Annotated in this window: 25 protein-coding genes; 10 read left to right on the top strand and 15 right to left on the bottom strand. The window is 63.3% G+C overall.

Going from position 1 to position 25329, the window contains the following annotated elements; translation table 11 throughout:
• From EO156_RS12535 to EO156_RS12515, 5 genes are all read right to left on the bottom strand, one after another.
• A complete protein-coding gene (locus EO156_RS12535) occupies nucleotides 1–381 on the bottom strand; it encodes a GtrA family protein (RefSeq protein WP_234746868.1) in 381 nt (126 codons plus the stop codon).
• A gap of 32 nt (nucleotides 382–413) precedes the next feature.
• A complete protein-coding gene (locus EO156_RS12530) occupies nucleotides 414–1370 on the bottom strand; it encodes a glycosyltransferase family 2 protein (protein ID WP_005913435.1) in 957 nt (318 codons plus the stop codon).
• The gene (locus EO156_RS12525) at nucleotides 1351–2046 is read right to left on the bottom strand and encodes an NAD-dependent epimerase/dehydratase family protein (RefSeq protein WP_223304341.1); all 696 of its coding nucleotides are present in this window, start codon (nucleotides 2044–2046) and stop codon (nucleotides 1351–1353) included. Before EO156_RS12525 ends, EO156_RS12530 begins: the two co-directional genes overlap by 20 nt.
• A 196-nt stretch (nucleotides 2047–2242) precedes the next feature.
• The gene (locus EO156_RS12520) at nucleotides 2243–3187 is read right to left on the bottom strand and encodes an electron transfer flavoprotein subunit alpha/FixB family protein (protein ID WP_016851443.1); all 945 of its coding nucleotides are present in this window, start codon (nucleotides 3185–3187) and stop codon (nucleotides 2243–2245) included.
• Nucleotides 3187–3933, bottom strand: coding sequence for an electron transfer flavoprotein subunit beta/FixA family protein (locus tag EO156_RS12515; protein WP_016851442.1), 747 nt, complete (start codon nucleotides 3931–3933; stop codon nucleotides 3187–3189). Before EO156_RS12515 ends, EO156_RS12520 begins: the two co-directional genes overlap by 1 nt.
• Before the next feature lie 219 nt (nucleotides 3934–4152).
• On the opposite strand from EO156_RS12515, the gene rfbB reads away from it, so the two are divergent.
• The 5 genes from rfbB (at nucleotide 4153) to EO156_RS12490 (ending at nucleotide 9104) form a co-directional block, all read left to right on the top strand.
• Nucleotides 4153–5208 carry a dTDP-glucose 4,6-dehydratase gene (rfbB, locus tag EO156_RS12510; protein ID WP_005920787.1) on the top strand — a complete coding sequence of 352 codons (1056 nt, stop codon included), beginning with the start codon at nucleotides 4153–4155 and terminating at the stop codon, nucleotides 5206–5208.
• 51 nt (nucleotides 5209–5259) lie between these two features.
• Nucleotides 5260–6147: a glucose-1-phosphate thymidylyltransferase RfbA gene (gene rfbA / locus EO156_RS12505; RefSeq protein ID WP_005913450.1), complete on the top strand. Its 888-nt coding sequence runs from the start codon at nucleotides 5260–5262 to the stop codon at nucleotides 6145–6147.
• Nucleotides 6144–6701, top strand: coding sequence for a dTDP-4-dehydrorhamnose 3,5-epimerase (gene rfbC / locus EO156_RS12500; protein ID WP_016851441.1), 558 nt, complete (start codon nucleotides 6144–6146; stop codon nucleotides 6699–6701). Before rfbA ends, rfbC begins: the two co-directional genes overlap by 4 nt.
• Nucleotides 6698–7597 (top strand): dTDP-4-dehydrorhamnose reductase, encoded by a 900-nt coding sequence (gene rfbD / locus EO156_RS12495; protein ID WP_029829443.1) that lies wholly within the window; start codon nucleotides 6698–6700, stop codon nucleotides 7595–7597. Before rfbC ends, rfbD begins: the two co-directional genes overlap by 4 nt.
• A 340-nt stretch (nucleotides 7598–7937) precedes the next feature.
• Entirely contained in the window at nucleotides 7938–9104 is a 1167-nt protein-coding gene (locus EO156_RS12490) for a nucleotide sugar dehydrogenase (protein ID WP_016850197.1), read from the top strand.
• A 282-nt stretch (nucleotides 9105–9386) separates the two neighbouring features.
• On the opposite strand, the gene EO156_RS12485 is transcribed toward EO156_RS12490, so the two are convergent.
• Both EO156_RS12485 and EO156_RS12480 read right to left on the bottom strand, forming a co-directional pair.
• Entirely contained in the window at nucleotides 9387–10790 is a 1404-nt protein-coding gene (locus EO156_RS12485) for a mannose-1-phosphate guanylyltransferase/mannose-6-phosphate isomerase (RefSeq protein WP_016850199.1), read from the bottom strand.
• A 46-nt stretch (nucleotides 10791–10836) separates the two neighbouring features.
• Entirely contained in the window at nucleotides 10837–12183 is a 1347-nt protein-coding gene (locus tag EO156_RS12480; protein ID WP_005913455.1) for a phosphomannomutase/phosphoglucomutase, read from the bottom strand.
• Between the two features lie 134 nt (nucleotides 12184–12317).
• Here EO156_RS12480 and EO156_RS12475 point away from each other — a divergent pair, with 134 nt between their 5' ends.
• Both EO156_RS12475 and EO156_RS12470 read left to right on the top strand, forming a co-directional pair.
• Nucleotides 12318–13049 (top strand): CoA transferase subunit A, encoded by a 732-nt coding sequence (locus EO156_RS12475; RefSeq protein WP_016850200.1) that lies wholly within the window; start codon nucleotides 12318–12320, stop codon nucleotides 13047–13049.
• A complete protein-coding gene (locus EO156_RS12470; RefSeq protein WP_016850201.1) occupies nucleotides 13049–13681 on the top strand; it encodes a CoA transferase subunit B in 633 nt (210 codons plus the stop codon). Before EO156_RS12475 ends, EO156_RS12470 begins: the two co-directional genes overlap by 1 nt.
• A gap of 30 nt (nucleotides 13682–13711) precedes the next feature.
• On the opposite strand, the gene EO156_RS12465 is transcribed toward EO156_RS12470, so the two are convergent.
• Nucleotides 13712–15361, bottom strand: coding sequence for an electron transfer flavoprotein-ubiquinone oxidoreductase (locus tag EO156_RS12465; protein WP_016850202.1), 1650 nt, complete (start codon nucleotides 15359–15361; stop codon nucleotides 13712–13714).
• Nucleotides 15362–15476: 115 nt separating this feature from the next.
• Between EO156_RS12465 and EO156_RS12460 the strand changes: the two genes are divergently transcribed.
• A complete protein-coding gene (locus tag EO156_RS12460; RefSeq protein WP_015472701.1) occupies nucleotides 15477–16079 on the top strand; it encodes an alpha-ketoglutarate-dependent dioxygenase AlkB in 603 nt (200 codons plus the stop codon).
• Between the two features lie 207 nt (nucleotides 16080–16286).
• On the opposite strand, the gene EO156_RS12455 is transcribed toward EO156_RS12460, so the two are convergent.
• The 4 genes from EO156_RS12455 to EO156_RS12440 all read right to left on the bottom strand — a co-directional run bounded on the left by EO156_RS12455 (nucleotide 16287) and on the right by EO156_RS12440 (nucleotide 20014).
• Nucleotides 16287–16931, bottom strand: coding sequence for an ABC-type transport auxiliary lipoprotein family protein (locus EO156_RS12455; RefSeq protein WP_016850203.1), 645 nt, complete (start codon nucleotides 16929–16931; stop codon nucleotides 16287–16289).
• Nucleotides 16928–17854, bottom strand: coding sequence for an MlaD family protein (locus tag EO156_RS12450; RefSeq protein WP_003484185.1), 927 nt, complete (start codon nucleotides 17852–17854; stop codon nucleotides 16928–16930). Before EO156_RS12450 ends, EO156_RS12455 begins: the two co-directional genes overlap by 4 nt.
• Nucleotides 17855–17856: 2 nt before the next feature.
• Nucleotides 17857–18699 carry an ABC transporter ATP-binding protein gene (locus EO156_RS12445; RefSeq protein ID WP_016850204.1) on the bottom strand — a complete coding sequence of 281 codons (843 nt, stop codon included), beginning with the start codon at nucleotides 18697–18699 and terminating at the stop codon, nucleotides 17857–17859.
• An 85-nt stretch (nucleotides 18700–18784) separates the two neighbouring features.
• Nucleotides 18785–20014, bottom strand: a complete 1230-nt coding sequence (locus tag EO156_RS12440) for an ABC transporter permease (RefSeq protein WP_016850205.1) — start codon at nucleotides 20012–20014, stop codon at nucleotides 18785–18787.
• A gap of 51 nt (nucleotides 20015–20065) precedes the next feature.
• Here EO156_RS12440 and EO156_RS12435 point away from each other — a divergent pair, with 51 nt between their 5' ends.
• The gene (locus EO156_RS12435; RefSeq protein ID WP_005920776.1) at nucleotides 20066–21325 is read left to right on the top strand and encodes a threonine/serine exporter family protein; all 1260 of its coding nucleotides are present in this window, start codon (nucleotides 20066–20068) and stop codon (nucleotides 21323–21325) included.
• Between the two features lie 56 nt (nucleotides 21326–21381).
• Here EO156_RS12435 and EO156_RS12430 read toward each other — a convergent pair whose 3' ends face one another.
• From EO156_RS12430 to EO156_RS12420, 3 genes are all read right to left on the bottom strand, one after another.
• Nucleotides 21382–21843, bottom strand: a complete 462-nt coding sequence (locus EO156_RS12430) for an H-NS family nucleoid-associated regulatory protein (protein WP_003491017.1) — start codon at nucleotides 21841–21843, stop codon at nucleotides 21382–21384.
• A 143-nt stretch (nucleotides 21844–21986) separates the two neighbouring features.
• Entirely contained in the window at nucleotides 21987–23681 is a 1695-nt protein-coding gene (locus tag EO156_RS12425) for a proline--tRNA ligase (RefSeq protein ID WP_003491014.1), read from the bottom strand.
• A gap of 344 nt (nucleotides 23682–24025) precedes the next feature.
• A complete protein-coding gene (locus EO156_RS12420; protein WP_005913471.1) occupies nucleotides 24026–24424 on the bottom strand; it encodes a DUF4124 domain-containing protein in 399 nt (132 codons plus the stop codon).
• Nucleotides 24425–24555: 131 nt separating this feature from the next.
• Here EO156_RS12420 and pssA point away from each other — a divergent pair, with 131 nt between their 5' ends.
• Complete coding sequence (pssA, locus tag EO156_RS12415; protein WP_005913472.1) at nucleotides 24556–25329, top strand: CDP-diacylglycerol--serine O-phosphatidyltransferase; 774 nt, start codon at nucleotides 24556–24558, stop codon at nucleotides 25327–25329.

Raw genomic sequence — 25329 nt, 5'->3', positions numbered from 1 at the left:
TTATTTTTTTTCCGTGTTGATGCGAAAAGTGATTGCCCGATTAAGCGAGAATTGAAGGACCAGGACAAAACCAAGCGTTGCAACTTTCGCCAAGATGGGATTGATTTTCAGCGTTGATACCAGCAGCCATAGCAAGGCGCTGGAAGACAGATAGCCAATGAATGCCATTCCGAAGAACATCAATAGTCTCAACAGAGTCCGATCGTATGTCTGGAATGTGAAATGTCGATTGAGGACGAAGCTGATCAGCGTTCCTACTGCATATCCTGCGGCATTCGCCAGCTGGTAGCCTACGCCGTTAAACAAGGCCAGCGAATACACCGCCATATCGGAAAGAACCCCTGTTCCACCGCAAAGCGCGTAAAGAAACAGCTGACGCAAGCGCGGATCCTGGCTGATGACGCTAAGCCGGCTCACTCCCCATTTCCCGTGTCGATATTGCAGGTAGACTCAATGCTGGCTTGTGGCCGGCCATTGACATGCAAAAGCACCCGGCCAACGTATTCTCCTATGATTCCAACTGCCATCAATTGGACGCCGCCTAGAATCAACGCCGAAACCATTAATGAGGACCAGCCGACAGGCATCGCGTTCACGGTAAAGCGCTGAACGATGAACCCAAGCGCAAGCAAGAAACCAACGCTCGCAAAAATGATTCCTGTCAGCGAGGCAACGCGCAGCGGTAACAGCGAAAAACTGGTCGCCATCTTGAGCCAAAGCGAGATCGACTTGCGTAAGCTGTAACCGGATTGGCCATCAATGCGCTGATGGTGATCGATCGTAATCGTCGTAATTCGGCTTGTCGAGGAGAGTATCAATCCATCGAGATAAACATGGGGGCCGGTAAATTTGACGATTTCGTCCCGCACGCCCCCGACCATGGCCTTGAATGGTGATAGATAAAGGCCTTTGGGCTTGCCGAGCAATTTGTTGGCAACCAGGTCATTGAAGCGACTGCCCAATCTTTTCCATAATGCATGTTGCTTAGAGTGGAATTTGGCGTATGACACGTCATATGCGCCATCCAAGGAGGCAATTAATTCGGGGATGTCCGATGGTGAGTGCTGCAGATCGTCGTCCATGGTCACTACATAACGTCCCTTAGACATTCTAAGGCCGGTAAGAATGGCGTTGTGTTGGCCTGCGTTCTTGCGCAGGTTTATGATTTTCCACCACGGGCGCGTCGCGGCTATTTCCTGAAGGGCTTGCCACGATCTGTCCGGGCTGAAGTCATTGACAAGGATGACCTCGAAACTATCTCCATACAACGGGATGAGCGTCTTCTCCAGCTGCTCGGCTAAGCGGGGCAGGATCGATGCGCTGCGATATACTGGAATTACGATTGATAGATCAAGCGTCTGTGCGGCCATAGTACTTCCGTATCACGCGCTCAGTATAGCCGGGTGAAATATCAATGCCGAGCGTGGGGGCAAGATTGAGCATGAGTGATGGATCGGGGGTGGATCCACCGCCGCGGTCCTGCAGTGTGCAGCGTGCCTGCTGATTTGTTGCGTGTTCCATAATTAGGACAAGTTGCTGCATCGAGACCGTTTCTGGCGGCGCGATATCGTGACTGGCTGCGGGGGAGTTCTGCTCAAGCAAATGCATCGTGATGGCGGCGACATGTTCCACATCGACTAAACAACGCTGAGCCCTGGCCCAAATGTCGATATTGGCCCCCGTGCTCAACTTGTGCGCCAAGAAATTCGTGAGTGTATGGGGGTTGGCCGTATGTCCCACCACTTGCGGCAGCCTGAGGATCAAATGACCACGATGCGAGCGGACAAGACCTTCCATGCTCTTTTTATGCATGGCATAGGGGCTTGAGGCACGATCATTGTCGTGGATGCTGCAAGTGCTGAAATAGACAAATCGCCCATGTTCCTGGGCAAGTGCAGAGCTCAATAAGGCTTCTTCACGTGCAAAAGCCTCTGCTCGGGTTTCCCCGGAGTTGGAAACCCCGGAAGCAAAAATGCTGGCCGACATACTGGTCGGTGCCGACGTGAACGCGCTGGCCAATAGTCCGCCGCCGATAACGCGAAGCATCGGCGGCGCGGAGTGGGCCTGCACCTCAACCATAATGCGAATACGACGTTCTGGCTTCCGGCGCAATGTGCGTCATTGCGTGATTCAGTGGGAGCGCAGCTTCACCAACCTGGCCGCAGGTCGAATCCGGCCCGAATCGACCGGACTGTAAGTGAAATCTATTCATCGCTCTCCCCATTGCAATAGACTCTCCAGTTTACCCTAGTTTCATCTCCAGCTGAGGTAATAGCTCAAACAGATCCCCCACCAGCCCAATATCGGCGATCTCGAAGATCGGCGACTCCGGGTCCTTGTTGATCGCCACGATCGTGCCGGCGTCCTTGATGCCGGTCAGATGTTGGATGGCGCCGCTGATGCCGATGGCCACGTAAAGCTCCGGGGCGATGATCTTGCCGGTCTGGCCGACCTGCAGCTCGTTGGGCACGTAACCGGCATCCACTGCCGCGCGCGAGGCGCCCACGGCGGCACCGAGTTTGTCGGCCAGGCTGTAGATGTGCTGGAAGTTCTCGGCCGAGCCGACGCCGCGACCACCGGAGACCACGCGTTTGGCGCTCTGCAAGTCGGGGCGATCAGAGGTGCCTGCGGCCAGCCCGATGAAGCGGGTATGGGTCGGCAGCGTCGCATCGACGGTCACGGACTCGACAGCGGCGCTTCCGCCGGCCGCCGCTTCCGGCCACGAGGCGCTGCGCACCGTCGCGACCACGATCTGGTCGGCCGGCGCCTTGACGGTGATGATGGCGTTGCCTGCGTAGATCGGACGCTTGAAAGTGTAACCGTCTTCGACCGACATCAGATCGGAGATCTGGTTGACGCCCAGCAGCGCAGCCACGACCGGCATCAGGTCCTTGCCGAAGGTGGTGGAGGGGCCGAAGACATGCGTATAGCCCTGGCCGGCAAGCTGGGCGATCTGCGGTCCCAGCACCTGCGCGATGGCATGTTCGTTTGCGGGGTTCGCCACCGTCAGCACTCGGGCAACGCCGGCCAATTGCGCGGCCTGCGCTGCAACCGCTGCCGGGTCCGCTGCCAGCACAACCACATCGATGGATTCGGCCGAGATCGCCAGCGCAGCGCTCAGCGTCTTGGCGGTGGCCGCATTGAGCTGACCGTTGAGATGTTCGGCAACAACGAGAACTTTGGCCATTACAGCAACCCCTTCTGCTTGAGTTCGGCCACCAGCTCGGCGGCGTCCTTAACCATCACGCCGCGGCTGCGCTTGGACGGCGCGGCGTAGTGGGTGGTGGTCAGGCTGTCATGCGCGTCGACACCCAGGTCGGCAAACGCCAGCGTTTCCAATGGCTTGCTCTTGGCCTTCATGATGTCCGGCAGCTTGATGAAGCGCGGCTCGTTCAGGCGCAGATCGGTGGTGATCACCGCCGGCAGGTCCACTTCCAGCGTCTCCAGGCCGGCGTCGACCTCGCGCGTGACCGTGGCTTTGCCATCGGCAACGACGAGCTTGCCAGCGAAGGTGGCCTGCGGGCGGCCCCAGAGTGTGGCGAGCATCTGGCCGGTCTGATTGGCGTCGTCGTCGATCGCCTGCTTGCCGAGGATGACCAGATCCGGCTGTTCCTTCTCGACCAATTTGAGCAGCGCGCGTGCGGCGGTCAGGGGCTGAACAGCCGCATCGGTCACCACATGGATTGCGCGATTGGCGCCCATTGCCAGGCCGTTGCGCAGGTGCGCAGCCGCATCGGCCGGCGCCAGGGTGGCGACCACGACTTCCGTGGCGACGCCGGCATCGCGCAGGCGCAATGCTTCTTCCAGGGCGATTTCGTCGAACGGGTTGGGCGAGAGCTTGACGCCCTCGGTCACCACGCCGGAGCCATCCGGCTTGACCTGAATGCGGACGTTGTAGTCCACCACGCGCTTGTAGGCGACGAGGATTTTCATCGTGTACGAGATCCTTCAGCTATTGCGGGAAGGCCCGGCCGCGGCGGCAGGCACGGGAGTGGGGGCATTCTAACCGGGGTAGAGCTACCATGCGATGGCGTATGGATGGTGCGGTGCGGGAATGGGCCTGCGAGGGCGACTTCGACCGCTGTTGCGCGCAACGTATATCCTGTCGGGCTTGAAATTGAGTGCGGCGAACGCGCGATCAGGAGATAGGCAGTGGCAACTTGGTTAGTGACCGGCGGAGCGGGCTTCATTGGCAGCAACTTCGTGTTGGAGGCGGTCGCGCGTGGCGTGCGCGTCATCAACCTGGATGCGCTCACTTACGCAGGCAACCTGAAAACCCTGGCGTCTTTGGAGGACAATCCGAATCACGTCTTCGTCAAAGGCAATATCGGCGACGGAGCGCTGGTGGATCGTTTGCTGGCAGAGCACCAGCCTGACGCAGTTCTGAACTTTGCCGCCGAGAGCCATGTGGACCGCTCGATTGATGGTCCGGGTGCGTTTATCCAGACCAATGTCGTCGGTACCCTGGCCCTGCTTGAATCCGTGCGGGATTACTGGAAGGCGCTGCCGCAGGAATCCAGGCATGCGTTTCGCTTCCTGCACGTGTCGACCGATGAGGTGTACGGCACCCTGGGAGAAACCGGAAAATTCACCGAAACCACGCCCTACGCTCCGAATTCGCCTTACTCCGCATCCAAGGCCGCATCCGACCATCTGGTGCGGGCGTTTCATCATACGTACGGCCTGCCGGTGTTAACGACCAATTGCTCGAACAACTACGGCCCCTACCATTTTCCCGAGAAGTTGATTCCGCTGGTCATCGCAAAGGCCTTGGCAGGGGAGCCACTACCCGTGTACGGGGATGGAAAGCAGGTGCGCGACTGGCTGTTTGTCAGTGACCACTGCGATGCGATTCGCACTGTGCTTGCAAAGGGGCGGGTTGGGGAAACCTATAACGTCGGCGGCAATGCCGAACGGCAAAACATCGAGGTGGTGCGTACGATCTGCGCGCTCCTAGATCAACAACGTCCGCGCTCCGATGGTCAACTTCGTGCCAGCCAGATCACGCACGTGACCGACCGGCCCGGCCATGATCGCCGCTATGCCATTGATGCCAGCAAACTCCGGAACGAGCTCGGGTGGCAACCGGCTTATACCTTTGAGCAGGGCATTGCACTGACAGTGCAGTGGTATCTGGATAACCAAGCCTGGGTGCAAGGAGTGTTGGACGGTAGCTATCGGTTGGAGCGAATCGGGGTCGCAGCGTAACGCAGTCATCGTCACGGCCCGCGGACACGGCGGGCGCCAAAGGATATATCCATGACACAACGCAAAGGCATCATTCTGGCTGGCGGATCGGGGACACGCCTGTATCCGATTACCAAAGGCGTCAGCAAGCAGCTGCTGCCAGTCTATGACAAGCCGATGATCTATTACCCACTCAGCGTGCTGATGCTGGCTGGTATCCGTGAAGTGCTGATCATCAATACGCCACACGAACAGTCATTGTTTCAGACGCTGCTTGGCGACGGTGAACAGTGGGGCATGCATATCCGCTACGCGGTGCAGCCCAGCCCTGATGGGCTGGCTCAGGCCTACTTGATCGGGCGCGACTTCATCGATGGCAAGCCCAGCTGCCTGGTATTGGGAGACAATATCTTCCACGGACATGGCCTGACGGACACGTTGCGACGTGCTGATGCGCGTCAACAGGGAGCCACCGTGTTCGGCTACTGGGTCAACGATCCTGAGCGCTACGGGGTGGCCGAGTTCGATGCTCAGGGCAAGGTAATTGATATCGAGGAAAAGCCCCTGCAGCCACGCTCGAATTATGCGGTCACCGGCCTCTATTTTTATGATGCCAGGGCTTGCGAGTACGCTGCGCAGCTGAAGCCTTCCAGCCGGGGAGAGCTGGAGATTACCGACCTCAATCGGCGCTACCTGGAAGCAGGAGACCTGCACCTGGAGCCGCTTGGACGTGGATACGCCTGGCTGGATACGGGAACGCATCAATCCCTGCACGAGGCATCCAACTTCATCGAGACGATCCAGATGCGGCAAGGGCTGCAGGTGTGTTGCCCGGAAGAGATCGCCTTCGCCAAAGGATGGATCGATGCTTCCCAACTGGAGCAACTGGCCGCCCCCTTGCGCAAGAATGCTTATGGTCAATACCTGCATTCGCTCGCACAACGTGGAGTGGTTCCTTGAAAGTCATTGACACGTCCTTGCCCGGTTGCTTCGTCATTGAGCCAAGAGTCCTGGGCGACGAGCGGGGTCAATTCTTCGAAGCCTGGAATGCCGAACGCTTCGACCAGCACGGATTTTCCGCGCGGTTCCTGCAGAGCAATATCTCCACTTCGACCAAGGGCGTGCTGCGAGGTCTGCACTACCAATGGCCACGGCCACAGGGGAAGTTGGTCAGCGTGCTGGAGGGCGAGGTCTACGATGTGGCGGTGGATATCCGGCGCGGATCACCGTACTTCGGTCAGTGGACTGCCGCCATCCTGAGCGCCGAGAACAATCGGCAGTTCTGGATTCCGGAAGGTTTTGCGCATGGCTTTGCAGTTCTGTCCGAACGTGCGGTCTTCAGTTACCTGTGCACCGACATCTACGTCCATGACGCCGACGCAAGCGTGCGCTGGGACGACGCCACCATCGGTGTGGATTGGCCGATCAGTTCGCCAATTCTGTCTGCGAAGGATAGGGCTGCGCCGTTTCTTGAGGATATCGCCGAAGAGCGCCTGCCGGTTTATCAGGGATGACCACGCTGGTGATTGGTGCCAACGGGCAGGTGGGCACCGAGTTGCTGCGGGTGCTGGCGCCGCTGGGTACCGTCGTGGCTGCGTCCCGCTCAGGGCAGTTGGCCGATGGACTCTCCTGTGAGCGGATCGATCTGGACGAGCTTGCGTCGTTGGACCTGGCATTAAATAGGGTGGGGCCGGCGTTAGTGGTCAACGCAGCCGCCTACACCGCCGTCGATCGTGCCGAGCAGGAGCGCGATGCGGCCTTCCGCGCCAATGCCGAAGCGCCTGGCGTGATAGCGCAATGGTGCGCGCGCGCCGATGTGCCCCTGGTCCATTACTCGACCGACTATGTCTTCGATGGGCAGGGCAAGCGCCCCTATCGGCCGGACGATGCCACCGCGCCGCTCGGCGTGTACGGGCAAAGCAAACTGGCGGGCGAGCAGGCAGTGCAGGCGGCCGGCGGCCGTCATCTGATCTTCCGCACTGCCTGGGTCTACGCGGCGCATGGACACAATTTCCTGCGCACGATGCTGCGCGTGGGCGCCGAGCGCGAGGTGCTGCGCGTGGTCGCCGACCAGATCGGCACGCCAACGCCAGCGGCGTTAATCGCCGACATCACGGCGCACGCGCTCCGCCAGCCGGGCGAACCCTCCGGCTTGTGGCATCTGACTGCCGCCGGGCAGACCACCTGGCACGGTTTCGCCGAAGCCATCTTCGCGCAGGCGCGCGCGCGCGGCCTGCTCGCCCGCACGCCGCGCGTGGAGGCGATCGGCACCGCCGACTATCCCACGCCGGCCACGCGCCCGGCCTATTCGCGACTGGATACCCACAGCCTGCAGGACACCTTCGGCGTCCGCCTGCCGGACTGGCAGGATGGACTGAGCCAGGTGCTGGACACGCTCGCCCAACGGTGAGCCTTGTCGGTGCTGCCATCGGTCGGTGCGGCTTCAGCACCGACTCATAGCTTGCACTTCGCTTCGGCTACCATCAGGGCTGATCCGCGCCGTATCGGCGAGCTGCTCCGCGCAGGTCGCGGCCGACGTGGATGTGCCGCTGAAGCGGATGCAACGCACGACGCATCCGCTGGATGCATGCAGGTGTGCGCCGTATCGCATCGGTCGGCACCGTGCAGGTTTTCGCGTGTCCCCCAGCGGGCGCGCCAGCCCCATTGCGGGCTCGGCCGCACCGTCATCACGCCATGGCCTGCATGCAGCGCGCTACATCCTCCCCCATCCAATGTCGCAAGGAATTCCAATGAAGATCGCTGTCGCGGGTACCGGCTATGTCGGTCTGTCCAATGGCGTGTTGCTCGCCAAGCACCATGAAGTGGTGGCGCTGGACATCGTCGAGTCCAAGGTCAAGTTGCTCAACGAAGGCCGCTCGCCGATCGTCGACAAGGAACTCGAGGCCGCGCTGGCCCAGGGTGGCCTGAACTTCAAGGCCACCCTGGACGCCAACGAGGCGTTTGCCGGCGCGGAGTTCGTGATCATCGCCACACCCACTGACTACGATCCGGACACCAACTATTTCAACACCGGGTCGATCGAGGTCGTGATCGCCAAGGTGCTGGAGATCAATCCGCAGGCGACCATGGTGATCAAATCCACCATTCCGGTCGGCTACGTCGCCAAGGTGCGCGCGCAGTTCGGGACCGACAACATCATCTTCTCGCCGGAATTCCTGCGCGAAGGCCGGGCGTTGTACGACAACCTGTACCCGTCCCGGATCATCGTCGGCGAACGTTCGGCGCGCGCGGAGACCTTCGCGCGGCTGTTGCAGCAAGGCGCGCTCAAGCCCGACGTGCCGGTGTTGTTCACCGAGCCGACCGAGGCCGAGGCGATCAAGCTGTTCGCCAATACCTACCTGGCGATGCGTGTGTCCTACTTCAACGAACTGGACACCTACGCACTCACCCATGGGTTGGACAGCCGCCAAATCATCGAGGGCATCTGCCTGGATCCGCGTATCGGCAGCCACTACAACAACCCGTCCTTCGGCTATGGCGGTTACTGCCTGCCCAAGGACACCAAGCAGCTGTTGGCCAACTACCAGAGCGTGCCGCAGACCATCATCCGGGCGATCGTCGATTCCAACACGACCCGCAAGGACTTCATCGCCGCCGACGTGCTGCGACGCAATCCTAAGGTGGTCGGCATCTATCGGCTGATCATGAAGGCCGGGTCCGACAATTTCCGTTCGTCCAGCATCCAGGGGGTGATGAAGCGCCTCAAGGCCAAGGGCGTGGACGTCATCGTGTACGAGCCGACCTTGAACGATCCTGAGTTCTTCCGCTCGCGCGTGGTCAACGACCTGGAGACCTTCAAGCGCGAGGCCGACGTCATCATCAGCAACCGCATGGCCGAGGCGCTGCAGGACGTGCAGGACAAGGTGTATACGCGCGACCTGTTCGGCGACAACTGAGCCAGACCGGCGCTGAGTCCTGGCGGGTGGTGCCACCCGCCAGGCCACCCATGAAGCCCACGGCGCTGCGGCGCTATTTGCTGCCTCACGCAGCTACCAGCGGTGTCGAACTGCGGGCGATGCAGCTGCGTTGCACGCATGCACAGGTATGCGACATCGCCAATGGAGGCATGCGACCTCTGATCTGCGCGCGCAGCGTGCCGCCATAAAGTGGGCCATGGATAATGCAGGACGGCGGCCATAGGCCGCCGTCGATATTGCAGTCTACCTTGAGACGCGCGATTAAGCGCGGCCGTAGGTGTCTTCGAAGCGCACGATATCGTCTTCGCCCAGATAGCTACCGGACTGCACTTCGATCAGTTCCAGCGGCAGCTTGCCCGGATTGCGCAGGCGATGGGTGACGCCCAGCGGGATGTAGGTGCTCTGGTTTTCGGTCAGCAGCAGGACTTCTTCGCCACGCGTTACTTCGGCAGTGCCACTCACCACGATCCAGTGTTCGGCGCGGTGGTGATGCATCTGCAGGCTCAGCACCGCACCCGGTTTGACGGTGATGCGCTTGACCTGGTGCCGCTGGCCCATGTCGATGGAATCGTAAGCGCCCCATGGACGATAGACCTTGCGATGCCAGGTGGCCTCGGAACGGCCAGCGGTCTTGATCTGGCTGACGACGTCCTTGACCTCCTGAATGCGGTCGCGGTGGCCGACCAGCACGGCGTCCGGCGTTTCAACGACCACCACATCCTCAAGCCCCACCATGGCGATCAGGCGCGAGCCGTACGCGTAGGTGTTCTGGCAATCGAGCTGGATCACGTCGCCATGGTGCGCGTTGCCTTGCGCATCCTGGTTGGAAACATCCAGCAGCGAAGACCACGAACCGACGTCGTTCCAGCCCGCGTCCAATCGCACCACGACCGCATCGGCGGTCTTTTCCATCACGGCATAGTCGATCGAATCCGACGGGCTGGCGGCGAAGGCGTCCTTGTCCAGACGAGTGAAATCGGCGTCGCGCTTGCCGTTTTCCCACGCCTTTTGGCACGCATCGGCGATGGCCGGATGGAACTTGCGCAATTCTTCCAGGTAACGCGACGCACGGAACAGGAACATGCCGCTGTTCCAGTAGTACTCGCCGCTTGCCAGGTAGCTTTGCGCGGTCGCGAGATCGGGCTTCTCGACGAAGCGCTCGACCGCGCTGGCACCAGTCCCGGTCCCTGCCTTGATATAGCCATAGCCGGTTTCAGGCGCGGTTGGCTTGATGCCGAAGGTCACCAGTTTGCCCTGTGCCGCCGCTTCTGCGGCCACCTTCACTGCCGCCTGGAATGCAGCTTCGTTGCCGATCACGTGATCGGAAGGCAGCACCAGCAATAGCGGATCGGCGCCATCGCGGGTCGCTTCCAGCGCTGCAACGGCAATCGCCGGCGCCGTGTTGCGTCCCTTGGGTTCCAGCAGGATGGCCGAAGGCTTCACGCCCAACTGCTGCAGCTGCTCGGCGGCCATGAAGCGGTGTTCTTCGTTGGCGACCACGATGGGGGCGTGGCCCGCGACGGGAGCCGCGCGCAGCCAGGTGGACTGCAGCATGCTCTTGTCGCCGACCAGCGGCAGGAATTGCTTGGGATAGGACTCGCGCGACAGCGGCCACAGGCGCGTGCCGGAGCCGCCGGACAAGATAATGGGTAGGACGTCGCTCATGGGCGGGGGAAACTCCAGTGCGTCAAAGGTGGGGGAGAATGGAAGATCAGCCGCGCAGCAGGTTAGAAATTTCCTGCGTACGCGTTTCCAGCAGTGCGGCATCGCCGCGCGTTTCCACATTCAGGCGCAGCAGCGGCTCGGTGTTGGAGCTACGCAGGTTGAAACGCCATTGGCCAAAATCGGCGCTGATGCCGTCGGTGTAGTCCAACTCCGGCGACAGCGAGGCGTAGTGCTCCATCACGCGGGCAACGGAGGCCTTGGCATCGGCCACCTTGAAGTTGATCTCGCCGCTGCAGGGGAATTTCTGCATGCGCGCTTCGACCAGATCGGCCAGCGAACGGCCCGACTGCGACACCAGCTCGGCGATCAGCAGCCACGGAATCATGCCGGAGTCTGCGTAGGCGAACTCGCGGAAATAATGGTGTGCGCTCATCTCGCCGCCGTAGACGGCATTTTCGCTGCGCATCTTTTCCTTGATGAAGGCGTGGCCGCTCTTGCACAGCACGGGAATGCCACCGGCTTCTTCGACCTGCTCGACCGTGTTCCAGGTCAGGCGCGGGTCGTGTACGACCTTGCCGCCCGGCTGTTTGGCAAGGATGGCTTGTGCCAGAAGGCCAACCAGGTAATAGCCTTCGATGAAGCGGCCGGTGTGATCGAAGAAGAAACAGCGATCGAAGTCGCCATCCCACGCAATACCGAAATCGGCGCCATTGTCCTTGACTGCCTTGGCGGTGGCATCGCGGTTTTCCGGCAGCAACGGGTTGGGGATACCGTTGGGGAAATTGCCATCGGGCTCATGAAACACGCGCACGAACTCGAACGGCAGATGCGGCGCCAGCAGGTCGACGATCAGACCGGCGCCGCCGTTGCCGGCATTGACCACCAGCTTGAGCGGCTTGAGCGTGCTGCGGTCCACGTAGCTGAGCAGGTGCTCCAGATACGCGGTCTTGTCGGTGCGGCTCTGCTCACTGGCGGTGGGCTCGCCTGGCGCTGCGGTATCGGCCGCGACCGTGTCGCGGATGGCGAACAGCCCGGTGTCCGAACTGATCGGTCGCGCTTGCTCGCGGACCAGCTTCATCCCGTTGTAGTCCATCGGGTTGTGACTGGCGGTCACCATCACGCCGCCGGCGGCCTTGAGGTAATCGGTCTGGAAATAGACTTCCTCGGTGCCGCACAGGCCGATGTCGATTACGTCACGGCCACTGGCGCGCAGGCCGGCCGACAGCGCTTCCTGCAGCGCCGGGCTGGCCAGGCGCACGTCATGGCCCAGGACCACCGGCCCTTGATCCAGCTGCGCCGCCAGCGCCACGCCGATGCGGCGGGCCAAGTCCTCGTTGAGTTCATCCGGCACACGGCCGCGAATGTCGTAGGCCTTGAAGGCGGGTAGCGTCATGGGCAAATCCTGAAGTGGGGGACGCCCGAGTTTAGCGGCTGCGCTGTGTCTTGGGTGTGGCGGAATTGCGACCGGGGACAGGGAACAGTCAGCGGATAGAATGGGCGCTTCACATCAGCGAGGTGAGGGCGGTGATGCGCAGCGAAGGACGTGGTGCGGCAAGCGGCAAACGCTATGCCGATGCCAAGGCAGCACTGGGCGGGGTACTGGCCAATGGTCAGACCCTGGCGGTGGGCGGCTTTGGGTTGTGTGGAATCCCGGAGGCATTGATTGCAGCCGTGCGCGACAGTGGGGTCGGCGGGTTGACCGTGATCTCCAACAACGCTGGCGTCGACGGATTCGGGCTTGGTCAATTATTGGCCACCCGGCAGATCCGCAAGATGATTTCGTCCTACGTGGGCGAAAACAAGGAATTCGAACGCCAATACCTGGCGGGCGAACTCGAGCTGGAGTTCAATCCGCAAGGCACCCTGGCCGAGCGTTTGCGCGCCGGTGGCGCGGGCATTCCTGCGTTTTACACCGCCACCGGCTACGGCACGATCGTGGCCGAGGGCAAGGAAACGCGCGAATTCGACGGCAAGCATTACGTGCTGGAAACCGCGTTGCAGGCCGACGTGGCGCTGGTCAAGGCATGGCGCGCCGATACCGCTGGCAACCTGGTATTCCGCAAGACCGCGCGCAATTTCAATCCCGCCTGCGCCATGGCCGGACGCGTGTGCATCGCCGAGGTCGAGGACATCGTGGAGTTGGGCGTCATCGATCCGGATCAGGTGCATCTGCCCGGCATTTACGTGGACCGACTGGTGCTCAACGCCAGGCCGGAAAAACGCATCGAACAGCGCACCGTGCGCGAAGGACAGCAGTGATGGCCTGGACCAGAGACCAGATGGCCGCACGCGCGGCACGCGAACTGACCGATGGCGCCTACGTCAACCTAGGCATCGGCTTGCCGACGCTGGTCGCCAACCACATCCCCGACGGCGTCGATGTGTGGCTGCAGTCGGAAAACGGCCTGCTTGGCATCGGCCCGTTTCCGACCGAAGACGAAGTGGACGCGGACCTGATCAATGCAGGCAAGCAGACCGTGACCGCCCGCGCCGGTGCCAGCTACTTCGGGAGCCACGATTCGTTCGCGATGATCCGTGGCGGCCACATCGACCTGGCGATTCTCGGCGCGATGCAGGTCACCGAGCGCGGCGACCTGGCCAACTGGATGGTGCCCGGCAAGATGGTCAAGGGCATGGGCGGCGCAATGGATCTGGTGGCCGGCGTCAAGCGCGTGGTGGTGTTGATGGAGCATGTCGCCAAGGATGGAAGCCACAAGATCTTGCGCGAATGCGACCTGCCGCTGACCGGCGTCGGCGTGGTGGACCGCATCATTACCGATCTGGCGGTGTTCGATGTCACAACGGATGGCTTGGTGCTGTTGGAACATGCCGATGGAGTGGAGCTGGAGGAACTGCGCAACAAGACCGGCGTTGCATTCATCGCTGCTTAAATAGCCAGGGGCCTGTCATGCCCCTGGCTTTTAGAGATTCTGGTAGTTCGGGCCCGAACCACCCTCCGGTGTGACCCAGGTGATGATTTCGTACGGATCCTTGATGTCGCAGGTCTTGCAGTGCACGCAGTTGGCCGCGTTGATCTGCAGGCGCTTGCCGGAGGGGCTGGCGGTGTCTGCGACCATTTCGTAGACGTTGGCCGGGCAAAAGCGCGTGCAGGGGTTGTCGTATTCCGTCACGCAGCGGGTGGCGCACACATCGGTGTCCAGCACCTTCAGATGCACCGGCTGGTCTTCATCGTGCTCGGTGGCGGCGAAATAAACGGCTTGCAAGCGGTCGCGGGGGGCCAGGTCGCGGGTGACGTAGTCGCGCTTGGGCTGCTCGTACTCGCCGAGCTTGTGCAGCGCCGACCAGTCGGGTTTGTTCTTCAGCGTCCACGGCGAAGCGCCCTTGAGCGCGGTTTCCCAGGCCGCGTTGAGCAGGCCGAACCACAGGCCTTTCTTGAAACCGGGTTTGATGTTGCGGACTTGTTTCAGCTCGGCCATGACGTCGGAGGCGCGCAATGTGGCATCGAAACCCTGCGGCGCCAGCTGCGACTGCACCAGGTGTTCGGCGGCCAGCATGCCGCTGCGAATCGCCTGGTGGGTGCCCTTGATCTTGGGCACGTTGAGCAGGCCGGCGGTGTCGCCAATGAGCAAGGCGCCGGGCATGTCCACTTTCGGCAGCGATTGCCAACCGCCACTGACCAGTGCGCGGGCACCGGCAGACAAGATGCTGCCACCTTCCAGCAGCGGCTTGATCATGGGGTGGTTCTTCCATTGCTGGAAGGCTTCCCACGGCTGGTAGGTCGGGTCGCTGTAGTCCAGCCCGCTCACATAGCCGAGCGCAATCTGGTTGTTGTCCAGGTGATACACGAAGCTGCCGCCGTAGGTACGGTTGTCGGCTGGCCAGCCGATAGTGTGCACGATCTTGCCGGGCGTGACGCGGCCTTCCGGGACCTGCCACAGTTCCTTGATGCCGATCGAATAGCCTTGCGGGTCGCTGTCGGCGGTGAGGTCGAAGCGCTTGAGCAGCCGCTTGGTCAGGTGACCACGCGCGCCTTCGGCAAGCACGGTGACCTTGGCACGGATATCGATGCCGGCGGTGTAGCCGGGCTTGTGCGAGCCGTCTTTTGCAATGCCCATGTCGCCAATGCGCACGCCCAGCACCTGGCCGCTGTCGTCGTGCAGCGTCTCGGCGGCGGCGAACCCGGGGTAGATCTCCACGCCCAGCGCTTCGGCCTGCGGCGCCAGCCAGGCGCACATCGCGCCCAGGCTGACGATGAAGTTGCCATGGTTGCGCATGCCCGGTGGCACCACCGGGAACTTGCGCGCGCTGTCCTTGCCGAGAAACCAGAATTCGTCGTCGGTGGCCGCCACGCAGATCGGCGGCGGATTGTCGCGCCAGCCTGGCAGCAGTGCATCCAGCGGGCCGGGCTCGATCACCGCACCGGACAGGATATGCGCGCCGATGGTGCTGGATTTTTCGATCACGCAGACGCTGATGTTCGGATCGAGCTGCTTGAGCCGGATCGCGAACGACAGCCCGGCCGGACCGGCACCGACGGTGACGACGTCGTATTCCATGACGTCACGCTCGACCGCCTCTGACGCGTGTGCGCCCACTCCCGCTTCCGACATTGCTCCGCTCCCGTTGGCTCGATGGCTGTCGCGCATTTTCCGGGATTGCATGTGACGGCGGCAAATCGTGCCGATTCATCCGCAGTGCGCAGGCCTGCGTGCTAGCGTGTCCGGCATGAGGATTCGGGTGGCATTGCCGGGAGCGGAGATCAACTGGTGGCGGGGTTGGCTGCAGCCTGCGCAGGCCGATGCGCTGATGCAGGCGCTGCTGGCGCAGGCGCAGTGGGAGGTGCACCGCATCCGGATGTTCGGGCGCATGGTGGATTCGCCACGCCTGAGCAGCTGGATCGGCGATCCGGAGGCGAGCTATCGCTACTCGGGCACGCGGTTCTCGCCACAGCCGTGGCTGGACGTGCTGCAGCCAGTGCGCATACGGCTGGAGGACGAGACCGGTCACCGGTTCAACAGCGTGCTGGTCAATCGCTACCGAAGTGGCAGTGATGCGATGGGCTGGCACAGCGACGACGAGCCTGAGCTGGGCGCGCAGCCGTTGATTGCCTCTGTGAGCCTGGGTGCCACGCGGCGCTTTGCGTTCAAGCACCGCGACGATGCGGCGGTGAAGCAAACGCTGGAGCTAGGCCACGGCGACCTGTTGTTGATGGGCGGTGATACCCAGCGCCACTACAAACACGCGTTGCCGCGCACGGCGCGGCCGATGGGGGAACGGATCAATCTGACCTTTCGGCAGATTGCGCCGGCTGAAGCAGGTTCAGGCTAGCGCCTGCGGGACGCTTGCCGAGGGATGGTGTATGCGACTCATCCGGCGCTGCGCGTCACCTTCTCCCGCGTGCGGGAGAAGGCAGGGCGACGTATCTGGGCGCCAGTGCCGGGTGGGATGAGTTCCGGCTACAGGCGACGCGTCGGCTCAGAGCAGCTAACAAAACTCCTGCGCAGCCGCTAGGCGGGCGCGTTTTTTTAGCCGCTCTCAGGGTGTACGCGGCAACGCGCTGCTGTCCTGCTGCCCGGTGGTCAGCGTCCAGCCGACCAGCTCGGTGGTGAGCTGGGTCAGCGCCTGCTCGAACGCCATTGCCACTGCGGCGGTATCGGTGCCGCTGGACGGGCGTGCGACCAGGAAGGTGCGCGAGGCGACCACGCGTTGATCGGCCGAATGCAGCAGTTTGGCGTTGAGTTCGATCGTGGCCGAGGGCAGCGACTGGCCGGCGTAATCGGATTCGAAGCGGCGCAGGTCGATCGCCAGCTTGTAGTCGGAGCGGATGCCGGTGCCGATATGGGCCACCGCGGCAATCTTGCCGGAGTCTTCGAACGCGCGCACCACGCTGTCTTCCAGCATGTCGGTGGCGGGCTGTGCCCAGCCAGCGCCGTGGTAGACCTGCAGTTCGCCAGGGGTCGGGCGCACATTGATGCGCGGGCTGTCGATGACGCGTGCGGCGCTGGGCTTGGCCACCACCAGCTGCCAGTTCACCTGTGGCCACGCCGGGTTCGGGGTCACCCGCACGGTGGGCGCATAGATGGTGGCCGGTTTCTGGTCGCCGCCGGTCAGGACCGAGCAGCCGCCCAGCGCCAGCAACGAGACGCACAGCAAGGGACGCAACACGCGCATGGCAGTCATTTCGGTTCGAACTCCTTGGGTGCGTCGCGGCCGAGCAGGTAGCGCGCAGGGTTGTTGTCCAGTTTGTCGCTGACCCGGCGCAGGTCGCGGATCAGGCCACGCAATTCGGTCAGTGTGGGGCCGAGCTGGCCCAGCCCATCATTGGCAAAACTATTGATGGCCGCGCGGTTCTCGCCAAGGATGTTGTCGGCGTTGCCGGCCGCCGAATCCAGCTTGACCAGGGTGGCATCGAGCTTTTCCAGGATGCCCGGCAGCTGCTGCACCAGATTCTGATCCAGCCGCTTGATGGTGCCGTTGGTGGTGGTCAGGGTGGTGTCCAGATTGCGCGCGGCGTCGCGCGCGCTGACGATCAGCGCCTGCATGCCTTCGTCGCGATCGGCAATGCCGCCGCTGATCTTTTCCAGGTTCTGCAAGGTGGCCGAAATGCTGGCCACGTTCTTGTCCGAGAGCATCTGGTCCATGCGCTCGACGATGCGGTTGGCGGTGTCGGTGATGTTCTGCAGCGCCGATGGCGTGGTCTGGATGATCGGCGCATCGCTCTTGTCGATAGTGGTCAGCGCCGGCGCTTCGGGCGTGCCGCCGGAGAGCTGGATGATCGACGGCCCGGTCAGGCTGGTGATCGCCAGCTTGGCGCGGGTGTCGCTCTTGATCGGCGTGGTCGAATTGACGCGCACATGCGCGACCACCTGCCGCGGGTCGTTCGGCGCCAGGGTCAACTCGGTGATCGAGCCGACCGCGATGCCGTTGTACTGCACCGGGCTGCCGACCGACAGGCCGGTCACCGCCTCGCGGAACACCACCCGGTACTGCTGCCAGGTGCGGTCGGAGGAATATTTGGCGGCCCAGAGCCCGAACAGCAGCAGGGCCAGGCCGGCCACGATGGTGAAGGCGCCGATCAGGACGTAATTGGCTTTGGTTTCCATGCTCAGGCGGTCTCGGTGGAATCGGTCTTGGCCGCGCGCGCAGCGCGGGCGCGCGGACCGTGAAAATAGTCCTGGATCCAGGGGTGATCGATCTGCTCGACCTCGGCCAGCGGCGCATTGGCGATCACCTTGCGATCGGCCAACACCGCGATGCGGTCGCAGATGGCGTACAGCGTATCCAGGTCGTGGGTGATCAGGAACACGGTCAGGCCCAGGGCCTGCTGCAAGGTGCGGATCAAACGGTCGAAGGCGGCCGCACCGATCGGGTCCAGTCCGGCGGTGGGTTCGTCCAGGAACAGCAGCGGCGGATCCAGCGCAAGCGCGCGGGCCAGGCCGGCGCGCTTGCGCATGCCGCCGGACAATTGCGAAGGCAGCTTGTCCAGCGCATCGGCGGGCAGGCCGGCGAGCTTGATCTTCAGCAGCGCCAGTTCGAAATACCAGCGCTCGGGAAACTCGCCGTGGTGTTCCTTCAGCGGCACCTGGACGTTTTCGCCCACGGTCATCGACGAAAACAGCGCCCCGTCCTGAAACAACACGCCGGTGTTGCGGGTGATGTGCTGGCGGTCGGCGAACCGGCCCGAGCGCGCGTCCGCGCCCAGCACCTGGATGCTGCCGGCGTCGGGTTCGCGCAGGCCCAGGATGCTGCGCATCAGCACCGACTTGCCGGTGCCCGAACCGCCGACCACGCCGAGGATTTCGCCGCGCCGTACATCCAGATCCAGGTCTTCGTGCACGGTCTGGCTACCGAAACGGTTGGTGAGCCCGCGCACGGAAATCGCCAGCTGTTCGTCGTCGACATCGGCCTGTGGGCCGGGATCGGGGCGTGGGGATTCGGGATTGATCACGGCACCTTCCTCTCCGATACCAATGCAAGCGCCGCGCTGCGGCTTTGTGCGAATCCCGAATCCCGAATGTCGAATCCCGGCTCCATCACCACCCCATCTTCATGAACCACAACGCCGCAATCGCGTCGAGAATGATGACCAAGGAAATCGTCTGCACCACCGAGGAGGTGGTGCGTTCGCCCACCGATTGCGCGGTTCCGCTGACCTTCAGCCCTTCCAGGCAGCCGATCAGGCCGATCACCAGCGCAAACAGCGGCGCCTTCGAGAGCCCGACCAGGAAATGCCGCAACTGGATGGTGTCGTGCATGCGCGCCAGGTACATCTGCGGCGGAATATCCAGGTCGAACGCGCCCACGGTGACGCCACCGGCCAGGCCGGCGATCATTGCGATGAAGGTCAGCAGCGGCAGGGTGAAGATCAGCGCGAGCAGGCGCGGGATCACCAGCAGGTCGATCGGGTCCAGGCCCAGCGTACGGATCGCGTCCACTTCCTCGCGCGATTTCATCGCACCGATCTGCGCGGTGAAGGCGCTGGCGGTGCGGCCTGCCAGAACAATTGCCGTCAGCAGCACCGCGAATTCGCGCAGGAAGGCGATGGACACCAACTCCACCACATAAATTTCCGCACCGAAGTCGCGCAGGATGGTCGAGCCCAGGAAGGCGATCACCGCGCCCACCAGATACGACAGCAGCACCACCAGCGGCACCGCGTCCAGGCCCACCTGCTCCATGTGATGCACGGTGGAGGTCAGCCGGAAGCGCCGTGGCTCGTGGATCAGCCGCATGATCTTGACCAGGTTTTCGCCCAGAAAACTGTTCAACTCCAGGATGTCCTGGCCGACGCGATGCGTGGCCCGGCCCAGGCGGTCGAGCGCGGCGACGAAGCCGTAATCGCGTTTGGGCTTGGGGCGCTCGTCGTTGAGTTCCTCGATGGTGCACACCAGTGCCTGGTGCTCATCGCGAAAATCGATCGCGTCTTCCTTCAGGCCCATGCGGCCGGCAAAGCGCAGCAGCTGCAGTACGCCGGCCGAATCCAGCTGCTGGATGCCGCGCGCGTCGATGCGGCGCACCCCGTCGGGCACGGCCTGCAGCAGTTCTGCCTGGGGCAGGGCGGTCGCCAGGACCCAACTGCCAGCGAGGCGGACCTGTGCCTGATCCTGCGAGTCTTGTTCGATGCGTGGAGGTTGCGGTTTGATCATGGGTGGCCTGTCCGTGGCGCCAGCATACAGGGCCAATGTGAGCGACGGATGGGGACGCAACCGCAGCGGCGTGCCGACGGCCGTCGATGAGGGCGCCGGCCGCACGTGCTGCGGCATACACTGGTGGCCTCGCCGGACACGGCGTTTCTCCGATCCGACCCGCCACGCATGTCCGCTGCCACCGTTGTCCTCCCGTCCGCCAGCGCCACCTACGCCCAGCGCGTCGCCTTCGTGTCCGAAATCGCCGGGCGCCTGCATTCCTATGGCACCACCGCGCAACGGCTGGAAGCAGCGGTGGTGGGGTTGTCGCAGAAGCTGGGCCTGGACTGCGAGCCCTGGTCCAACCCCACTGGCATCATCCTGAGCTTCAGCGACCCGACCAAGGCGATCGGCTCCAGCGACATCACCCGGGTGATCCGCCTGGCCCCGGGCGAGAACGATCTGTACAAGCTGAGCGTGGCCGACTATGTGGCCGACAGCGTGGCCAACGGCCGCATGAGCATCGCGCAGGGACACACCGCCTTGCGCCGGCTGGACCGCGAGGTGGACCGGCGCGGCAAGACCCTGCAGGTGCTGGCGTTCGGGCTGGCCGCCGCCGGCGTGGCCGGGCTGTGGAAGCTGCCGTGGCTGGATATCGCCACGGCCGGGGCGATCGGCATGTCGATCGGCCTGCTCACCCAGTACACCGACAAGCGCGCTGCCAGCAAAGAAGCCGGCGAGGCGCTGGCCGGCCTGCTGGCCGGGGTGGTGGCGGCGCTGGTGGCCTCCCTGCTGGGGCCGTTGAACCTCAATACGGTGATCATCGCCTCGCTGGTGGTGCTGTTGCCAGGCATGTCATTGACCAATGCGTTCAACGAGCTGGCCAGCCAGCACTGGGTCTCCGGCACGGCGCGTCTGGCCGGTGCGGTCACCACGGTGCTCAAGCTGACCGTGGGTGCGGTCATTGCGGTGACGCTGACCCAGCTGGTTGGCCTGCATCCCCAGGTGGCCGCGTTGCGGCCGCAGGCCGGTTGGGTGGAATGGGCCTCGTTGGTGGTGGCCGCTTATGCGTTTGCGGTGCTGTTCAAAGCCAATCGACGTGACTATTTATGGATCATGGCGGCGGCTATGTCAGGTTATGTCATTGCGCGTTATGCAGGACATGCCTGGGGCGGCCCGGCCGGTGTATTCGCCTCGGCAATGGCATTGACCGCTGCGGGAAATTTATTCGGGCGCGTGGTGCACAAGCCCGGTGCGCTGATCCGATTGCCCGGCATCATCATGCTGGTTCCCGGGAGCGTCAGTTTGCGTGGCTTTTTGACCCTGGTGCAGCAACAGGATGTCAGCGTCGGACAAGCCGCACTCTTGGCAGTGACCAATATCGTGATGGCATTGATGGCCGGATTGCTGTTTGGCAATCTGCTCATTCCTGCCCGCAAGAATTTATAAGGGGAAACACCCTGCAATAAAAACGCCGGCATGGCCGGCGCTCTTATCGGTTTGAATCAAGCGGCCTTGGACTTCTTGGCGGCGCGCTTGGTCACGGCTTTGCGCGGCGAGGCCTTCTTTGCGGTTGCTTTTTTCGCGCCGCCGACCTTGCTGATCAGGAAGTCTTCTACCTTCTTGCCGGCGGCGGTCAACTCGGCCAGCCAGCGCGGCTGCTTGCCACGGCCGGTCCAGGTTTCCTGGGCGTTGCCGGGGTTGCGATACTTCGGCGGCACCTTGCCCAGCTTGCGGCCGGCACGCGGACCCGGCTTGCCGGCACCCGCCGGACGGCCCGGGCCGGCACTGGCAGAAGCACCAAACAATTCTTCGATGGAATAACCCTGGGCTTTTGCAGCGCGGACCAGCTGCGTGCGGACCTTGGCGATCGGCGCGCGCTTGGCAACCACGGTCTGCTGCTTCTTTGCGTTTTTGATCAGGGCGCTCAACTGCTTGGCCGACAGGCCACTAAGATCGATCGACATCACTGCTCCGGAAGATGAGAGAAAAAGAATGCCGGTCCATGGCAGCGGTGGCCATCATAAAGTGAGAAAACCGGTATGACAAATGCGCCGAAATAATTCGGCGCTTTGTGTTCATCCATTTGAAGCCGATGCCCGGGGTTTGATCAATGCCCCAGGCGGGAGAATAACCCGGCTTTATCCAGGCTTTCCGCTGCATCGGCGGTACGGGCGCGATATTCAAAAGTGCCGGCCGCCAATCCACGTTCCGAGACCACTACCCGATGCGGAATGCCCAGCAATTCCATATCGGCGAACATCGCGCCCGGGCGCAGTCCGCGGTCGTCCAGGGCAGCATCCAGGCCGGCGGCAAGCAATTGGTCCAGCAAGGCCTGGGCGGCGGCGAGCACCTGCGGGTCCTGCTTGGGATTGATCACGCAGACCACCACCTGCCACGGCGCCATCGGCGCGGGCCAGATGATGCCGGCGTCGTCATGGTTCTGTTCGATCGCCGCGGCCACGATGCGCGAAATGCCGATGCCGTAGCAGCCCATCTTCATCACCGCCGCCTTGCCACCTTCGTCGATGACGGTGGCTTGCAGCGCCTGCGCGTACTGGCTGCCAAGCTGGAATACATGGCCCACCTCGATGCCGCGAGCCAGGCGCAGTTCGCCGCCATCGGCCGCGCGTTCGCCTTCGACCACGTTGCGCACGTCGGCCACGGTCTCCGGTTCGGGCAGATCGCGGCCCCAGTTGACGCCGACCAGGTGGGCGCCGGACACATTCGCGCCGACCACAAAATCGGCCAGTGCGGCGACATCGCGGTCGGCCACTACGCGCACCGGGCGCGCGGTGTTGACCGGACCCAGGAAGCCCGGCTCGCAGCCGAGGTGTTCGCGGATTTCGCTTTCGTTGGCCAGGCGGTAATCGGCCAGTCCGGGCACCTTGGCCAGCTTGATCTCGTTGACCGCGTGATCGCCACGCACCAGCACCAGCACGAAGCCGGCCTGCGTCATCACCGCCACCGACTTGACCGTGCGCTGCAGCGCGATGCCGAGCAACTGGGCCACGTCTTCACAGGTCTTCTGGGTGGGCGTTGCCACCTGCTGCATCGCTTCGCTGGCCGCGGCGCGCGGGGCAGGCGGTGCCGCACTGGCGGCTTCCACATTGGCGGCGTAATCGGAGCCAGTGGAGAACGCCAGCGAGTCTTCGCCGGAGTCGGCGATGACGTGGAATTCCTGCGATGCATCGCCGCCGATGGCGCCGGAATCGGCCTGCACGGCGCGGAAGTCCAGTCCCAGGCGGGTGAAGATGCGCGTATAGGCGGCGCGCATATTGTCGTATTCGCGCGCCATGTCCTCGTCGGTGAGGTGGAACGAATACGCGTCCTTCATCAGGAACTCGCGCGCACGCATCACGCCGAAGCGCGGGCGGATCTCATCGCGGAATTTGGTCTGGATCTGATAGAAATTCAGCGGCAGCTGCTTGTAGCTGTTGATCTCCTGGCGCGCGAATTCGGCAGCGGCCTCTTCGGCGGTGGGGCTGTAGCAGAACTCCTGTTCCTTGCGGTCCTTGATCTTGAGCAGCTGCCCGCCGAACTTTTCCCAACGCCCGGTGGCGTCCCACAGCTCGCGCGGCTGGATGGTGGGAAACAGCACTTCCACTGCGCCGGCGCGGTTCATCTCTTCGCGCACGATGGCCTCGACCTTGCGCAACACGCGCAAGCCCAGCGGCGACCAGGTGTACAGCCCGGAGGCCAGCTTGCGGATCATGCCCGCGCGCAGCATCAGGCGGTGGCTGACCAGCTCGGCGTCGGCCGGGGTTTCCTTGGTGGTGTGCAGGTGGAACTGGGAAAGACGCATCGGGCTTCGCTTGGGCGGAAAGCCGCTAGTTTGCCAGTCTCGGGCCCTGCCGGTCATCGCCAGGCGCGCGTTGCGGATTGTCGCTGGCCAGGGCGGACCGGTGCGGGGCGGCTCAAGTGGCTGGCTTGCCGGCACACGTGCGCCATAGGCTGCGCGGTCGTCCGCATACATCCGTCACCGGTGCCCGGCGATCGTGCAGCTGTTGGGGCCGCGCTTCGTCTACGACCTACGCAGGTGCGGCCATCAGGTCGGGTGCGCTGGCTCGGCCGGTGCTCGCGGCACCAAGGTGCTTGGCTCCAGCCCGGCGGCGGGACGGCAATCCCGTCCTGGCACCTCTTCCCGGCTCAGGTGGCCGGGCCGCCTGGGGCTGCCGGCTTGCAATAGGCCTTGACGGCGGCGTCGGCCAGGTTCCTCTGGGTCGCACGGGCATCCTGGTCCAAGACGGCGCCAGGCTTGCCGTCGGCGCCGGCCGCCATGGAAACCTCTCCCTTGCCGCTGAGCAGTTCCAGATTGCGGCGCGCGGTGAGGCAGTCGGCCGATTCGGGCGCGGCCGTCTCTGCAGCAATGGCGGCGGTGCCGCTGCGCGCGTCGATTCGGCGCGCTTCATAGCGCTGGCCGGTCGGTGGCGGGGTTTCGGTGTAGTGGGTCACGCCCTTGGCGTCCTTCCACTTATAAAGATCGGTCGCGCCGGCGGCGGCGCTGACCAGCATCAACAGGGCGCAAAGCCCGGACGACAGCTGCATGTGGCTTCCCCTGGATGATTCCCGTCGCGATTGCAGCATCCGCAGCGGGCGCTGGCAAGTGATGGGCGCGCAAGGTGCTGAACCGGCAGGCGCGCTACCGCCGGACAGACCTCAGGCCCTACACTTGGCGGATGGATGAGATGAGACCGCCCCCGCGCTCGCGCACGATTTACCTGCTGCCGAACCTGTTCACCACTGCCGGGCTGTTTTCCGGTTTCTACGCCATCATCGCCGCCGCCAATGGGCAGTTCGTCCAGGCCGCCATGGCGGTGTTCGTGGCCGCGGTGATGGACGGGCTGGATGGCAGGGTGGCGCGTCTGACCAATACCAGCAGCGAATTCGGTGTGCAGTACGACTCGCTGGCCGATCTGGTCAGCTTCGGCATGGCGCCCGCGCTGGTGATGTACCACTGGTCGCTGTCGGCCCTGAAGTACGACAGTAGCGTGATGGGCCGGGTCGGTTGGTCGGCTGCCTTTTTGTATGCGGCCTGCGCGGCGCTGCGGCTGGCGCGCTTCAACACCCAGGTCGGCGTGGTCGACAAACGCTGGTTCATCGGCCTGGCCAGCCCGGCGGCGGCTGGATTGATGATGTCCTTCGTTTGGGCCTTCGCCGACGACAGCCTGGGCTTCGATGGCGAGCAGCTGCGCTATGTGGCGTTGGCGGTCACGGTGGTGTCGGCGTTGCTGATGGTCAGCCGAATCCGCTTCTGGAGCTTCAAGGGCGGCGCGCGCGGCCCGCGTGCCGACCGCGTGCCGTTCCTGGCGCTGGCGATCGCCACGGTGGTGATTGCGCTGTTGGTGATCGATCTGGCGCGCTCGTTGCTGGTGATCGGCGTGCTGTACGCCTTGTCGGGTCCGTTGATGTGGCTGTGGCGACGCTGGCGGCGCGTGCCCGAGCTGCCATGA

The organism is Xanthomonas sp. DAR33341 (genome assembly GCF_003992815.1).
GTDB lineage: Bacteria > Pseudomonadota > Gammaproteobacteria > Xanthomonadales > Xanthomonadaceae > Xanthomonas > Xanthomonas cissicola.
This window is presented reverse-complemented; position numbering and strand designations above follow the sequence as displayed.

Coding starts and splice junctions, on each gene's coding strand:
- EO156_RS12530 (WP_005913435.1), bottom strand. CDS start 1,370: ATGGCCGCACAGACGCTTGATCTATCAATCGTAATTCCAGTATATCGC.
- EO156_RS12525 (WP_223304341.1), bottom strand. CDS start 2,046: ATGCTTCGCGTTATCGGCGGCGGACTATTGGCCAGCGCGTTCACGTCG.
- EO156_RS12520 (WP_016851443.1), bottom strand. CDS start 3,187: ATGGCCAAAGTTCTCGTTGTTGCCGAACATCTCAACGGTCAGCTCAAT.
- EO156_RS12515 (WP_016851442.1), bottom strand. CDS start 3,933: ATGAAAATCCTCGTCGCCTACAAGCGCGTGGTGGACTACAACGTCCGC.
- rfbA (WP_005913450.1), top strand. CDS start 5,260: ATGACACAACGCAAAGGCATCATTCTGGCTGGCGGATCGGGGACACGC.
- rfbD (WP_029829443.1), top strand. CDS start 6,698: ATGACCACGCTGGTGATTGGTGCCAACGGGCAGGTGGGCACCGAGTTG.
- EO156_RS12490 (WP_016850197.1), top strand. CDS start 7,938: ATGAAGATCGCTGTCGCGGGTACCGGCTATGTCGGTCTGTCCAATGGC.
- EO156_RS12485 (WP_016850199.1), bottom strand. CDS start 10,790: ATGAGCGACGTCCTACCCATTATCTTGTCCGGCGGCTCCGGCACGCGC.
- EO156_RS12480 (WP_005913455.1), bottom strand. CDS start 12,183: ATGACGCTACCCGCCTTCAAGGCCTACGACATTCGCGGCCGTGTGCCG.
- EO156_RS12475 (WP_016850200.1), top strand. CDS start 12,318: ATGCGCAGCGAAGGACGTGGTGCGGCAAGCGGCAAACGCTATGCCGAT.
- EO156_RS12470 (WP_016850201.1), top strand. CDS start 13,049: ATGGCCTGGACCAGAGACCAGATGGCCGCACGCGCGGCACGCGAACTG.
- EO156_RS12465 (WP_016850202.1), bottom strand. CDS start 15,361: ATGTCGGAAGCGGGAGTGGGCGCACACGCGTCAGAGGCGGTCGAGCGT.
- EO156_RS12460 (WP_015472701.1), top strand. CDS start 15,477: ATGAGGATTCGGGTGGCATTGCCGGGAGCGGAGATCAACTGGTGGCGG.
- EO156_RS12455 (WP_016850203.1), bottom strand. CDS start 16,931: ATGACTGCCATGCGCGTGTTGCGTCCCTTGCTGTGCGTCTCGTTGCTG.
- EO156_RS12450 (WP_003484185.1), bottom strand. CDS start 17,854: ATGGAAACCAAAGCCAATTACGTCCTGATCGGCGCCTTCACCATCGTG.
- EO156_RS12440 (WP_016850205.1), bottom strand. CDS start 20,014: ATGCCGCAGCACGTGCGGCCGGCGCCCTCATCGACGGCCGTCGGCACG.
- EO156_RS12435 (WP_005920776.1), top strand. CDS start 20,066: ATGTCCGCTGCCACCGTTGTCCTCCCGTCCGCCAGCGCCACCTACGCC.
- EO156_RS12430 (WP_003491017.1), bottom strand. CDS start 21,843: ATGTCGATCGATCTTAGTGGCCTGTCGGCCAAGCAGTTGAGCGCCCTG.
- EO156_RS12425 (WP_003491014.1), bottom strand. CDS start 23,681: ATGCGTCTTTCCCAGTTCCACCTGCACACCACCAAGGAAACCCCGGCC.
- EO156_RS12420 (WP_005913471.1), bottom strand. CDS start 24,424: ATGCAGCTGTCGTCCGGGCTTTGCGCCCTGTTGATGCTGGTCAGCGCC.
- pssA (WP_005913472.1), top strand. CDS start 24,556: ATGGATGAGATGAGACCGCCCCCGCGCTCGCGCACGATTTACCTGCTG.